At 72.6% G+C, this 13,785-nt stretch carries 8 protein-coding genes and 1 pseudogene; 6 read left to right on the top strand and 3 right to left on the bottom strand.

Going from position 1 to position 13,785, the window contains the following annotated elements; genetic code table 11:
- The 3 genes and pseudogenes from C6N31_RS41195 to C6N31_RS41185 all read left to right on the top strand — a co-directional run.
- Positions 1-478, top strand: a pseudogene (locus tag C6N31_RS41195) (dTMP kinase); the annotation flags it as partial.
- 311 nt (positions 479-789) lie between these two features.
- Positions 790-4,167 (top strand): AfsR/SARP family transcriptional regulator, encoded by a 3,378-nt coding sequence (locus tag C6N31_RS41190; RefSeq protein WP_307811604.1) that lies wholly within the window; start codon positions 790-792, stop codon positions 4,165-4,167.
- 56 nt (positions 4,168-4,223) lie between these two features.
- Positions 4,224-4,934, top strand: a complete 711-nt coding sequence (locus C6N31_RS41185; RefSeq protein ID WP_138359293.1) for a DsbA family oxidoreductase — start codon at positions 4,224-4,226, stop codon at positions 4,932-4,934.
- 42 nt (positions 4,935-4,976) lie between these two features.
- Here C6N31_RS41185 and C6N31_RS41180 read toward each other — a convergent pair whose 3' ends face one another.
- Both C6N31_RS41180 and C6N31_RS41175 read right to left on the bottom strand, forming a co-directional pair.
- Positions 4,977-6,794, bottom strand: coding sequence for a sigma-70 family RNA polymerase sigma factor (locus C6N31_RS41180; RefSeq protein ID WP_138359291.1), 1,818 nt, complete (start codon positions 6,792-6,794; stop codon positions 4,977-4,979).
- 112 nt (positions 6,795-6,906) lie between these two features.
- Positions 6,907-7,902, bottom strand: coding sequence for a TetR/AcrR family transcriptional regulator (locus C6N31_RS41175; protein ID WP_232486288.1), 996 nt, complete (start codon positions 7,900-7,902; stop codon positions 6,907-6,909).
- A gap of 294 nt (positions 7,903-8,196) precedes the next feature.
- Between C6N31_RS41175 and C6N31_RS41170 the strand changes: the two genes are divergently transcribed.
- On the top strand, positions 8,197-9,567 hold the full coding sequence (locus tag C6N31_RS41170) for an NAD(P)/FAD-dependent oxidoreductase (protein ID WP_138359289.1): 1,371 nt from the start codon (positions 8,197-8,199) through the stop codon (positions 9,565-9,567).
- A 192-nt stretch (positions 9,568-9,759) separates the two neighbouring features.
- On the top strand, positions 9,760-11,520 hold the full coding sequence (locus C6N31_RS41165) for an ATP-binding SpoIIE family protein phosphatase (RefSeq protein ID WP_138359287.1): 1,761 nt from the start codon (positions 9,760-9,762) through the stop codon (positions 11,518-11,520).
- Between the two features lie 92 nt (positions 11,521-11,612).
- Here C6N31_RS41165 and C6N31_RS41160 read toward each other — a convergent pair whose 3' ends face one another.
- Positions 11,613-12,923: an MFS transporter gene (locus tag C6N31_RS41160; protein ID WP_138359285.1), complete on the bottom strand. Its 1,311-nt coding sequence runs from the start codon at positions 12,921-12,923 to the stop codon at positions 11,613-11,615.
- 114 nt (positions 12,924-13,037) lie between these two features.
- Between C6N31_RS41160 and C6N31_RS41155 the strand changes: the two genes are divergently transcribed.
- Positions 13,038-13,598 (top strand): MarR family winged helix-turn-helix transcriptional regulator, encoded by a 561-nt coding sequence (locus tag C6N31_RS41155; RefSeq protein WP_138359283.1) that lies wholly within the window; start codon positions 13,038-13,040, stop codon positions 13,596-13,598.
- The last annotated feature ends 187 nt before the right edge of the window (positions 13,599-13,785 follow it).

The following is a 13,785-nucleotide window of genomic DNA, read 5'->3' as shown; positions in this document are numbered from 1 at the left end:
CGTCCTCCCGCAGGTTCCGAAGAGCCCGGCAGCGGACGAGACCACCGTCCTCCCGCAGGTTCCGAAGAGCCCGGCAGCGGACGAGACCACCGTCCTCCCGAAGGTCCCCAAGGCCCCGGCAGCGGACGAGACCACCGTCCTCCCGAAGGTCCCCAAGGCCCCGGCCTCCGCCGCGGACAAGACATCCGTCCTCCCGAAGGTCCCGGCAGCGGATGAGACGGCCGTCCTGCCGCCGGTCCGCCCGGAACCTGCGGACCGCAGCCCGGCCGACCGCGTCCCGCCGGGCTTCTTCCGCCCGGAGACGACCCCCGACAACGAGCGCACCCGCGAACTCCCCGCGATCAACCCCGACAAGGCCCCTCCGGCCCGCCGCCCCCGCTCCGACTGGGCCGAGGAAACCCCCCTCGACGACCTCCCCACCCTGGCGGACGAACTCCTGGGCTCCCACGACGACGAAGACGGCCCGAGGGGCCGGTAGCCCCCGACGGGGCGCGCGGGCACGACGGCGCCGTTTCGCCTACCGGCGGGGGTGCGGGTAGGTAGGCGCCCGCGCCACCGTTGCGCCTGCGGCGGGCCGCGCCGACTCCGGCGGGGGTGCGGGTACGTCGGCGCCCGCGCCACCGTTGCGCCTGCGGCGGGCTTTTCCCACCCACCCGCCCAATGCCGGTACGGATGCACGTGCGTCGGCACCCGCCCGCCCACACCCGGGCGTTCCCCAAGACGCTCCCGGAGGGCCCGGGCGCCGGAGCCCACCACCGGCCCGCACACCAACCCGGCAGAATGGACCCCGTGCGGTACCTGATCCTCGGCACCACGGAAGCACGTGACCCCTCCGGCGCCCCCGTCCCCCTAGGCGGCAGCCGGCTCCGCGCCCTGCTCGCCGCCCTCGCCCTCCACGCCGACCGCCCCGTCTCCGCCGATGCCCTCATCGCAGAGGTCTGGGGCCCGGACGCCGACCTCCCGCACGACGCGAGCGGCGCGCTCCAAGCGCTCGTCTCCCGTCTGCGACGTGCCCTGGGCAAGGACGTCGTGACCTCCGGCCCCGGCGGCTACCGCCTCCTCACCGGACCCGGTGACGTCGACCTCCACGTCTTCGAGCGGCTCGCCGCAGAAGGCGCCGCCGCCCTCGACGCGGGCCACCCGGAGACCGCCGCGAGCAAACTGCGCGAGGCACTCGCCCTGTGGCGCGGCCCGGCGTTCGCGGATCTGCCGGACCGGCGGTCGGCGGCGGCCCGCCCCGAGGCGCTGCGCCTCACGGCGCTGCACCGCAGGATCGACGCGGACCTGGCCTGCGGACGCGCCGCCGAGACGCTGCCGCAGCTGCGGGAGCTGGTCGCGGACCACCCGCTGGACGAGCCGTTCCACGTACAGCTGATCAGGGCGCTGCGCGCCGCGCACCGCTCCGCGGACGCGCTCGTGGCGTACGAACAGGCCCGCAGGGCGCTCGCGGACCAGTTGGGCGCGGACCCGGGCCCGGAACTCCGCGCGCTGCACGCCCAACTCCTGGCAACGGACGAACCACCCGCACAAACCATCCCCACCCGCACCCCCACCCCCGCACCACCACCCCAACCACTCAAAGCCCCGCAGGGAAACCTCCGCCCAAGACTCACGAGCTTCGTCGGCCGCGAGCTCGAACTCCTCGAAATCCGGGCCGACGTGGCGCAGTCGCGTCTGGTGACGCTCACCGGACCCGGCGGCTCCGGTAAGACCCGCCTCTCGGAAGAGGCGGGTGCGGCGCTGACCGGCTCGGACTACCCGGACGGGGTCTGGATCGCGGAACTGGCCCCGCTCGACCATCCCGAAGCGGTGCCGCAGGCGGTCCTGAGCGCTCTCGGCCGCCGGGACACGACGATCTTCGGCGTGGCCCGCGAGGGCATCAAGGGTTCGGCCGGCGGCGCGGGCGCCGACCCCGGTGATCCGACCGTGCGCCTGCTGGAGCACTGCGCGCACCGCCGGCTGCTGCTCGTGCTGGACAACTGCGAGCATGTGATCGGCGCGGCGGCCGAGTTGGCGGCCGAACTGCTCGCCGCGTGCCCCGGCGTCACGGTGCTGGCGACGAGCAGGGAGCCGCTGGGAGTGCCGGGCGAGACGGTGCGCCCGGTGGAGCCGCTGTCGCCGACGACCGCGCACCGGCTGTTCGCCGAGCGCGCCGCGGCCGTGCGCCCGGGGTTCGACCCGGAGCAGGACGTGGCGGCCGTCGACGAGATCTGCCGCCGGCTGGACGGTCTGCCGCTGGCGATCGAACTGGCCGCGGCCCGGCTGCGCATGCTGTCCCCGCGGCAGATCGCCGACCGCCTGGACAACCGGTTCCGCCTGCTCACCAGCGGCAGCCGTACGCTCCTGCCGCGTCAGCAGACGCTGCGCGCGGTCGTCGACTGGAGCTGGGACCTGCTGTCGGAGGAGGAGCACTCGGCGCTGCGCAGCCTGAGCGTCTTCGCGGGCGGCTGGACGCTGGCCGCCGCCGAGGCGGTGGTCGGCGGAGACGACGTCATCGAGCTGATCGGCCAGCTGGTCGACAAGTCCCTGGTGGTCGCGGCACAGCCGGACAAGAACAACGAGGACGACGGCACAGAGATCGGCACCAGCACCGGCACCTCGATCCAGACCGAGGACGGCGTCCGCTACCGCTTCCTCGAGACGATCCACGAGTACGCGGCCGAACGCGCCCAGGAGCGCCCGCAGGAGCTCGCGGCGGCCGCCCGCCGCCACACCCACTACTTCCGGCGGTTCGTGCGGACCGCCGACCCGGAGCTGCGCACCACCCGCCAACTGGTGTGGCTACGCCGGCTGGAGGCCGAGCTGGACAACATCCGCGCGGCACTCCAACGGGCGATCACGGCGCAGGACGAGGCGGACGCGCTGCCCCTGGCCGTCGACATGGGCTGGTTCTGGTGGCTGCGCAACTACCGGGAGGAGGGCGCCGGCTGGCTGGGACGGATCATCGAGATGAGCGAACCGGGCGAGCGGGACGACCCGTCCTTCTGGGCGCGGATGGACGCCCGGCTGCTGACGTTCTTCGTGAGTACGGACCACGCCTCGGAGGAGTTCCTCAACACCCGTCCGGTGCAGGAGACGGCCGCGCTGATCGCCGATGTGTACGGGGACGCGGGGGCGGCCTCGGCCCGCTTCCCTGGCCTGCTGTGGCCGATCGCGAGCTACGTCGGCGGCGGACGTCTGGCGATCCGCGAGTGCACGGACTCCGTCGTCGCCAACTGCCGTGAGTACGGGGACGACTGGGCGCTCGCGGCCGCCCTGATGTTCCGTACGCACGTCACCATCGACCTGCCCGGCGGACTGGCCCGTGCCACCGACGACTGGAACGAGCTGACGGTCCTCAGCGGCCGCGTCGGCGACCGCTGGATGCTCGCGCAGGTGCACGGCGCGCGCGCCGAGATGGAGGTCATGTGGGGCGAGTACGCGGCGGCCCGCGCCGACTTCGAGGCGGCGCTCCGGCTCGGCGAGGAGCTGGGCGCGCGCGCCGAGGGGCCGTTCCTCGTCGGGCGGATGGCCGAGCTGGCCATCCGTTCGGGTGATGACGCGGAGGCCGAGAAGCTCTGCCGCCGGGCCGAGGAGGGGGCGGAGCAGTTCGGGGTGATGGACGCGCGGAACTACGTCCGCGCCCTGTCCGCGTGGCTGTCGCTGCGCCGCGGCGATGTGCAGCGGGCCCGTGAGCTGTGCGTGCTGGCCCGTGACGAGGCGAGCCAGGGCACTCCGCCACCGGTCTTCGCGGTGGTTCTCGCCGGTCTCTTCGCCCGGATCGCGGCCGCGGAGGGCGATCCGCGGGACGCGCTGAACCAGGTCAGTGGCGCGGTGCGGCTGGGCATCGACACGGGCTCCACGGAGCCGATGATCGCGGGCCTGCTGGAGTACGGGTCCGAGCTCCTCGTCGAGCTGGGCGAGCCGGGGGCCGCCGCACGGCTGCACGGGGCGTCGTCGGCGCTGCGCGGGCCGCTGCTGCCGCGTACGGTCCCGGAGACGGTGAGCTTCCGCGGGGCGGAGGCGGGTGCGCGTGCCGTGCTGGGCGACGCCGGGTACGAGGCCGCGTACGCGGAGGGCGAGGGACTGGACCTGGAAGCCACGGCCGCCACCCTCGCGGCGGCGGCAGCCTCCGCCCCGGCCCCCGCTTCCGCCACGGCCCCCGCTTCCGCCACCGTCGGGGAATAGCTCCGCACCGGTCACCGTTGCTGAATATTGATCATTCAAGCAATTTGGGAGTGTCCGTGAAGGTCGAGATCTACAGCGACATCGCCTGCCCGTGGTGCCACGTCGGCAAGGCCCGCTTCGAGCGCGCCCTCGCCGCCTTCCCGGGGGCCGCTTCCGTCGAAGTGGTCTACCGGCCGTTCCAGCTCGACCCGGCCGCTCCCGAGAAGCCGCAGCCGCACCGCGAGGTGCTGGCCGCCAAGTACGGGCCCCAGTCCCTCGCCATGGACGAGAAGATCACGCAGCTCGGCGCGGCCGAAGGCCTGACCTTCGACTTCGACACCGTCGTCGAGAACAACTCGCTGCTCGCCCACCGCCTGCTGCGTTTCGTGCTCGACACCTACGGCCACGCCGCGCAGGCGCGCCTCAAGGGCCGGCTCCTGGACGCCCACTTCGGCGAGGGTCTGGACATCGGCGACCGCGAGCGCCTCGCCGACGCCGCCGTGGCCGTCGGCCTCGACCGGGCGCCGGTCGCCGCGTTCCTCGCCGGCGACGACCTCGTCGACGAGGTGGCCGGGGAGATCGACGAGGCCCGGCAGCTCGGCATCACGGCCGTCCCGACCTTCGTCTTCGAGGGCACGTGGATGGTCCAGGGCGGCCAGGAGACGTCCACGTTCCTCCGCGCCCTGGAACAGGTCGCGAAGGAGACCGGAACGGTCGTGACGGACCAGGACGGCGGCGTGTGCGCCGATGGAGCCTGCGAGGTCCCGGCGAAGGACCACGACCACTGAGGCCGCCTGCCCTGCCGATGCCCTGCCGATCAGGAACGTCCCCTACTGGCAGCTGATCCTGGACTGGGCCCAGTCCGCCACGTTCACGAACTGGTAGCGCTCGGCGGACTCGACGACCAGCCGGATCGTCTTCTGCCCGGCGATCCCGACACTCACCGGCACCGCCGCGTCGCCCCCGCGCACCACCTGCGACCGCCACAGCCGCCCGTTGTCGCCGTAGACGGAGAAGCGGACCGCGCCCAGCCCCATGGTCATGTCGTCGGCACCGGCCAGTGCGTCGTACGTCGTGCAGCTGCGGTTGAGGTCGATGAGCACGGACGACGGGGAGCGCACGGTGATGCCGTGTTCGTACTCCTCGCCGGCGATGTTCAGGCCCCAGCGGTCCCAGACCCAGCTGCTGCGCCCGAGCCGCACCGTCGGCTTCGTGTTGTCACCGATCCCGCTCCACCCCAGCTGGTTGACCTGGAAGACCGTGGGAGCGGGGGGCGGCGAAGGAGTGGGTGTGGGGGTCGGCTCGGGCGTGGGCTTCGGGGCGGGTGACGGCGTGGGGGAGGGCGACGGCTTCGGCTTCGGCTTCGGCTTCGGCTGAGCAACGGGAACGGCGGGCTTCGGCGCCGGCGGCTTCGGTGCCACCCTCGGCGGCTCGGGGCTCGGCTTCGGCTTCGGGGGCGGCGTCGGCGGCGGTGTGGTGACGGGCGCCACCACCGCCGGCTTGGCCTGCGGCTTCGGCGCGGGCGCGTCATGCCCGATGTTCATCGCGGCGAACGCGATACCGGCGGCGGCGACCACCACGGCCGCCACGATCCCGGCCTTCACGGGCGCGCCGAGACCCTCGGCCGCGGCGCCTCCGCCGGCGGCGCCGGCTCCCGCCCCGCCACCCGACGCGGCACCCGTGGCGGCGGCTGCCGCACCTCCGGCGGCACTCGCCACTCCGACACCCGCCACGATGCCGGCCACCTTCGCCGCGTACGCGGCGGCGAACCAGCCGATGACCGCGACCGGCAGCAGGCCCTTGAGCGCCGAGTTGACATCGGCCAGCTCCAGCGCCGCCGCCCGGCACCGTTCGCACTCCTTGAGGTGCTTGCTCAACTCCCGGTCCGCACGCATCCGCAGACCGCCGCGCGCATGCGCGCCCAGCCGGTCGGCGTAGCGCGCGCAACTGCCCCCGGTGGTCAGCATCGAGCTCACGTGCGCCTGCAGATAGGCCTGCCGCAGACCCTCGCGGGCCCGGTGCGCCAGTACTGCCGTGGCGTTGGCCGTCAGGCCGAGCAGCGGGGCGATCTCGCTCGGCGACTCCTCCTCGACGGCGGTGTGCCACAGCACCGTCTGCCACCGCTCGGGCAGCGTACGGAACGCCCGGATGGCCAGCGACTGCTCGGCGTCGTGCATGGCGCGGACGTCCGCGCCCAGGTCCAGCGTGTCCTCGTTCGTGGACGAGCCCGCCGCCGACACCGCGAACACCGCGAAGTCCTCGACGAGTTGCTCGCGCCGGGCGGTGTTGCCCCAGGACGCGGCGACGCGCCGGACCGTCGTCAACAGGTAGGCGCGCACCGCCGAGTCCGGACCGCTGCCGCCGCGCACCGCCTGGAGCGTGCGCGCGAAGACCTCGCCGGTCAGGTCCTCGGCGGTGTGCGCGTCCCGGCAGCAGCTGCGGGCATAGCGGCGTACCGAATCGGCGTGCCGCCGGTACAGCTCCTCGTACGAGCTGTCGTCACCACCGCGTACCCGGGCGACCAGATCGGCGTCCGACAGCGGTACGTGGGACTCCGGTTCACGCTGCTCGGGAACCCGGCGCGATGGCAGTCCGCCGCCCGCTTCCGCACTTGCAGCAGCGTTCGACTCGCCGTTTGCCTCGTCCACCGCGCCAGGGTGTCACACCATGTGCATCCCGAGATATGCCGCGACAGGGAACCACTCGTCCGGGGAGCCTTCGCTCACCGGTCCTTCACCATTGATCGCCTTTTCACCCGGTCTACTCGGCCGGGGCCGTGCTCCAACTGAGCGTGGACGGGGCCGAAGGGCCCTCCGCGGCCGCGGAGGACGGGCGTGAGCGCAGTCCGTCCAGCAGGATCTCCAGCAGCCGTGCCGACGCCGCCGCCTGCTGTGCCGGATCGGGCAGCGAGGGCGCCGCGGTGGCTATCACCAGCAGCACGTCTGCCACCGAGACATCACCCCGCAGTTCGCCCGCCGCCCGCGCCCGGTCGACGAGCTGGCCGACGACCTCCAGCAGCGCGGGAATCCCGGTGTCGTCCGCTTCCCCGGCACCGTCGGGAACGGCCGCGTCGAGCACCGGAGCCGAGCCGGCCGACGTGCCCGCCGACGTGCCGAGGGAAGTGCCGGATGATCCGTCGGCCGGCGGATCGGCCACCGGCGCCGGATCCGCGAGTCCTGTCGACGGTTCGCCCGGCTCCACCGCCACGCTCAGCGGCGCCCGCTGCTGCGGAACCCGCGCCGCCTCGTCCGACAGCCCGGAATGCGCGGGCAGCCCGGACAGTGCGGAAACAGCCGCCTCGACGGCGAACCCGGATCCACCGGAGCCGCCTGGCGCCGCCGGCACCCCGGACACCCCGGTCCTGACCCGCAGCACCTGCGGCGGCAGCAGCCGCCCGGCACCCGAGGCCACCGAGGTCCGCAGGAAGCGCGCCAGCGCCGACCACGCCTCGTTCTCCTGCCCGAGAGCGGTCCTCGCCTGCTCGGTCAGCCGGGAGGTCTCCTCCTCGGCGATCCGCCGCACCAGTACGTCCTTGCTCGGGAACCGCCGGTACACGGTGCCGACGCCGACGCGCGCACGGCGTGCCACGTCCTCCATCGGCGCCCCGTAGCCCAGCTCCCCGAACACCTCACGCGCGGCCCTCAGCACATGTTCCAGATTGCGCTGGGCGTCCACCCGCAGCGGGGTCGCGCGGCTGCTGCCGCCGTTACCCTCCGCGCCTGCCGCTACCGTCCATTGAGAGTCCTGAATGTGCATATGTGTATCCCCCGGTTATGACGTCTCCCCCCGGAGACTCCCCACCCGTAATGATCATCGGCGCACGACGAACGTACCCCGATGGAGTACGAACATAGTTGAGCCGAGGTCAGGAAAGAAGGGGGTCCGTTCCGCCCGGCGCGTCCCCGATCGGAGTAGCGGGTCCGACTGTTCTTCTTTCACCGGCTTTGCCCGGTCAACGACACATCCCTGACCTGCCGGATCCGGGTATCCGGTGAATCACTGCGGTACGCCCTGTGGACAAACGTCCTTCATCCATTGCGTCATGGAGCAATGACGGAGTCGGCAGCCCAGTCAAGAGCCAGGACCAGCCCGCGCATTCTCGTGATCGGCGGGGGATACGTCGGTATGTACACCGCCCTGCGCCTGCAGCGGAAGCTGAAGCGCGGCGAAGCGGAAGTGATCGTCGTCGACCCGCAGCCCTATATGACCTATCAGCCGTTCCTCCCCGAGGCGGCCGCCGGGTCGATCTCCCCCCGGCACGTCGTGGTGCCGCTGCGGCGGGTGCTGAGCAAGTGCCAACTGGTGGTGGGCGAGGCGACGCACATCGACCACGCCAAGCGGGTCGCGACCGTGGCGACCCTGGCCACCGAGGAGGAGGGCACCTCCGGGATCGAGATCCCGTACGACCACCTCGTCCTCGCCCCCGGCTCCGTCTCCCGCACGCTGCCCATCCCGGGCCTCGCCGAGTTCGCCATCGGCTTCAAGACCGTCGAGGAAGCCATCGGCCTGCGCAACCACGTCCTGGAGCAGCTCGACATCGCCTCCTCGACCCGCGATGTCGACGTACGGGACGCCGCGCTCACCTTCGTCTTCGTCGGCGGCGGCTACGCGGGCGTCGAGGCACTCGCCGAGCTCGAGGACATGGCCCGCTACGCCACGCGGTACTACCACAACCTGCGCCCCGAGGACATGAAGTGGGTGCTCGTCGAGGCCACCGAGAAGATCCTCCCCGAGGTCGGTGAGGAGATGGGCAAGTACGCCATCCGGGAGCTGCGCGCCCGCAACATCGACCTGCGGCTCGGCACCCGGCTGGACTCGTGCGAGAACCGGGTCGCGGTCCTCTCCGACGGCACGCGGCTGCCCACCCGCACCGTCGTCTGGACCGCGGGCGTCAAGCCGCACCCGATCCTCGCCGCCACCGACCTGCCGCTGAACGAGCGCGGCCGGCTCAAGGGCACCGCCACCCTCATGATCGACGGCGTCGAGGGCGCCTGGGCGGCCGGCGACGCCGCGGCCATTCCGGACCTGACGGCGGAGGAGCCCGGCAAGGAGTGCGCCCCCAACGCCCAGCACGCCGTCCGCCAGACCAAGGTGCTGGCCGAGAACATCCTCGCGTCGCTGCGCGGACAGCCGATGAAGGAGTACCGGCACAAGTACGTCGGATCCGTCGCCTCTCTCGGCCTGCACAAGGGCGTCGCCCACGTCTACGGACGCAAGCTCAAGGGCTATCCCGCGTGGTTCATGCACCGGACCTACCACCTCAGCCGGGTGCCCACGTTCAACCGCAAGGCGTGGGTGCTCGCCGAGTGGACACTGTCCGGTCTTTTCAAGAGGGAAATCGTTTCGCTGGGCTCGCTGGAACACCCGCGCGCCGAGTTCGAACTGGCCGCGGGAGGGCTCCCCAAGCCGGACGCGCCCTGAGCCACGCGATTCCCCCCGGGCCGCGGGTCGGCCACACTGGGCGTGTGACCATGTGTGCGCCAGCACCTGCAAAGCGTGACAAATACGAGGAATCGGACGTTTGCTGAATTCTCCCGGGGAGCGACCCCCCGTACCCCCGCGCGGAGCCAGGCGGTCCGGGCTGCCCCGAACAACGCCGCGAGGTGGAGCTCGGTGAACCTCACCCGCTGGAGCGCCCGGCTCCCCGGCACGCAGCGCCGTACGGCCGCGGCCGGGCGTACGCCCGACGCCGCACCCGCCGCCCCGAACGCGCCGACGGCCGGCGGAGCCGTGCCCGCGGCCCGCGCCGAGCACCCGGAAGCGCCGGCGTGCGCCGTCGACGCGCTCTCCGTCCACGACGTCCTCAGCCAGGTCCCGGCACTGATCGCCATCACCTACGGCGCCGCGCACCGCATCGCGTACGTCAACGAGGCGTACACCGAGGTCTTCGGCGCCCGCAGAACGGGTGAACCCGCCCGCGAAGGACTTCCCGAGCTCGACGAGCTCGGGCTGCTCCCGCTCATGGACCAGGTGCACCGCAGCGGCAAACCGCGCACCGTCAAGGCGCGCAAGGTCACCCTCCCCGACCGGGACCGCTACTTCACCTTCACCTGCACGCCGGTGCACACCGGCGCGGGCCACGACGGCACACCGGGCGCCCCCGGCGCGCCAGGCACCCACGGCGCCGCGCACACCACCGCTCACAGCGCCGCCCACGGCACCCAGGACGTCCCCGAGGCCAAGCGCGGCGTCCTGGTCTTCGCCGCCGACGTCACGGACCAGGTACAGGCCGCCGAGCGCCTCCGGGAGAGTGAACGCCGGCTGCACGCCACCGCCGTCACCCTCCAGCGCAGCCTGCTGCCGCAGGAGCTGGAGCAGCCCGACGATCTGCGGGTCGCCGCCACGTACCAGCCCGGCGGCACCGACGCCGCGGTCGGCGGCGACTGGTACGACGTGATCACCCTCGGCGCCGGTCGCACGGCGCTCGTCATCGGCGACGTCATGGGCCGCGGCGTCCGCGCCGCCGCCGTGATGGGCCAGCTCCGCACCGCGGTCCGCGCCTACGCGCGGCTCGACCTCCCGCCGCACGAGGTCATCCAGCTGCTCGACGGCCTCGCCTCCGAGATCGACGCCACCCAGATCGCCACCTGCGTCTACGCGGTCCACGACCCCAGCGAGGGGCGGCTCTCGTACGCCACCGCCGGCCATCTGCCGATCCTCGTCCGCGACCCCGAGGGCCAGGTGCACCGCACCGACGAGCCGACCGGCCCGCCGCTGGGCACCGGCGGCTGGGTGCACACCTCCGGATCCATCCCGCTCGGCCCCGGCTCCATGGCGGTGCTCTACACCGACGGCCTGGTCGAGCGGCGCGGCGAGGACATCGACGTCGGCATCGACTCCCTGATGAGCGCCTTCGCCGGCGCCACCGGCACCCCACAGGTCATCTGCGACCGGCTGCTGCGCGCGCTCGGCGTGACCTCCGAGCACGACGACGACGTCGCCGTCCTGGTCCTGCAGTACCCGGACCACACCGGCGCCGACGCCGAGCTCTTCCGCAACGCCTCGCTGGAACTCCTCGGCGGCATCGAGGCGGCGCCCCGCGCCCGCGCCTTCGCCACCGGCGTCCTGTCCAGCTGGCGCTTCCCCGCGGAACTGCGCGACCTCGGCGTTCTCGCCGCCAGCGAGCTGGTCGCCAACTCGCTGCAGCACGGCACCCCGCCGATGAAGCTCCGGCTCCGGCGCACCGACCGCCGGCTCATCATCGAAGTCACCGACGGCGACGACCACCTGCCGCGCCGCCGCCGCGCGGAGCCGGCCGACGAGGCCGGCCGCGGCATCTCGATCATCGCCACGATCGCCTCCAGCTGGGGCTCCCGCCGGACGCCCGGCGGCGGCAAGGCCGTCTGGTGCGAGTTCGCCCTTCCACGCGCCTGAGAACGACAGCTGCCCCGGCCGATCGGCCGGGGCAGCGTCCTACTCAGTCTTCGCCGTCTTCGCGGTGTGCGAAGGGGGCGTTCCTCGGCCGCTCAGCCCCCGACGGAGGCCTCGACCGGCCGGCCGGTCACCAGCGGGCGGTCGGCCGCCAGCGGCTCACGCGGCGCCGGAACGACGGCGTGCGGGTTGTCCTGGGCGGGAGTGAGCCCGCGGCCCATCCGCAGCGCCAGCCACGTGATGCCGAGCGAGAACGCGATCAGCATGCCGATGTAGGCACCCCACATCCCGGCCCCGGCCATCAGCCCGCCCACCGCCGGCCCGACCGCGAGGGCGAGCTGCTTCACGAGGGCGAACGCCGAGTTGTACTGCCCGATCATCCGCGCCGGCGCCAGATCGGCGACGAGCGGAGCGACGGTCGGCGACAGCATCGCCTCGCCGAGCCCGAAGAGCGCGTACGTGGAGATCAGCGTCACCGTCGCCACCGCGTGGCTCCCGTGCAGCAGACCCGAGACACCCGCCGCGACCCAGGCGACCGTCCAGATCAGCCCGACCGCCGCGATGACCCGGCTGCGCCGCCGCCGCTCGATCTTCTTCAGGATCAGGAACTGCGCAGCGACGATGACGGCCGTGTTCGCCGCGAGGGCGATTCCGAGCGTCGCCGGCTGGATGCGGGTGACCTCGGTCGCGAAGGCCGCCAGGCCCGACTCGAACTGTCCGTAGCAGGCGAAGAACATCACGCCGCCGAGCACGCACAGCTGCACCATGGCCCGGTCCCTGACCAGCATCCGCCAGCCGCCCGGGGCCTTGTCCGTCGGTGCGCACTCGATGCGCGACGTCCTCGGCAGCCGCACGGTGCAGACCACCGCGCCGAGCACCAGGAACATCACGGCCTCGATCGAGAACAGCAGCGTGAAGCTGCCGGGCCGCGAGGTGTCGACCATCAGGCCGCCGATGAGGCCGCCGATGCCCAGACCGAGGTTGTTGAGGAAGAACTGCGTCGCGAAGGCCCGCGAGCGGGTCTTGGTGGTGGAGCACCACACGATGAGTGTGGCGAGCGACGGCGCGATGATCGCGACCCCGGCGCCCATGACGGCCGACGCCGCGACCACGGTCACCGCGGTCGACGCGAGGCCGAAGCCCATCGCGCCGATGGCGGCGAGCACCGCACCGGTCATGGCCACGGGCAGCGGCCCTCGCTGGTCGATGGCCCGGCCGGTGAACGGCAGCACGCAGAGCGCGGCCACGGCATAGGCGGCCAGCACCACCCCGGCCGTCGTCGCACCAAGATCCCGTACCTGTGCCACGTAAATGAACAGGAACGGGACCGTGAAGCCGTTGCCGAACGCGCTCAGCGCGTTGCCCAGCTGGATCCGGCGCAGAGCCGCGCCCATCTCGGTGGTCACACTCACCTACCTCGGTTGTCGTTGAGTCTCGAAGACTTCAAAGTTAAAGTTAGAAGCTAAAGAGTACACACAGAAGGGCTTTAGCGCCAAGCCGTTACGTGCCATACTCGGGCCATGCCCGCAGCAGACGGTCCCGCCAGTCCCCCGCAAGAGCTGGACCTCGACGAACAGATCGCGGCCTACCAGCGCGAATTTCCCGAGGTGGACCCCCAGGTCGAGAAGGTCGTCACGGCCCTGGGCCGGCTCAACCGCCGGATGAACGTCGGCTACGGCCGGCACCTCTCGGCCCTCGGCATCAGCAACGCCGAGTGGGAGGTCCTCAAGGCCCTCGTCGTCGTCGGCAAGCCGTACCGCCTCGGCCCCGGCGATCTCGCCAAGCGCCTCGGCCTCACCCCGGCCGCCATGACCCACCGCATCGACCGCATGGTCACGGAGGGCCTGGTCACCCGGGACCGCGACGAGTCCAACCGCGTACGCGTCATCGTCGAGCTGACGGACGAGGGCCGTGGCAAGTGGCTGGAGACCATGCGCATGGCCGCCGCCTTCGAGGCCGATCTGCTCCAGGACCTCTCCACGGACGAACGAGCGGTGCTGGGCGAAGTGCTCCAGCGCCTGCTGCGCCGCGTGGAGGTGGCCCAGCCGGACGCCGGCGGCCGGCTGGAAGACCTCGACTGACGGTGTCCCGGCAGGCTCTCAGCGCGGCTCTCAGGGGGGCTTCGCAGGGCGGACGGGCGGGGGTTGACACCCTGCGGATGGATGCGTAGTGTTCTCCGAGTTGCCCGCCGGTGAACGCCGACGCGAGTCGGCCCCGAGGCAGCCACTCCAGATGACAACCATTCGAACGAACGACGCTCTGTCGTCT

This window comes from Streptomyces fildesensis (assembly GCF_016107395.1).
Lineage (GTDB): Bacteria > Actinomycetota > Actinomycetes > Streptomycetales > Streptomycetaceae > Actinacidiphila > Actinacidiphila fildesensis.
Note: the sequence above shows the minus strand (reverse complement) of the source record. Positions and strands in the feature narration are given on the sequence as shown.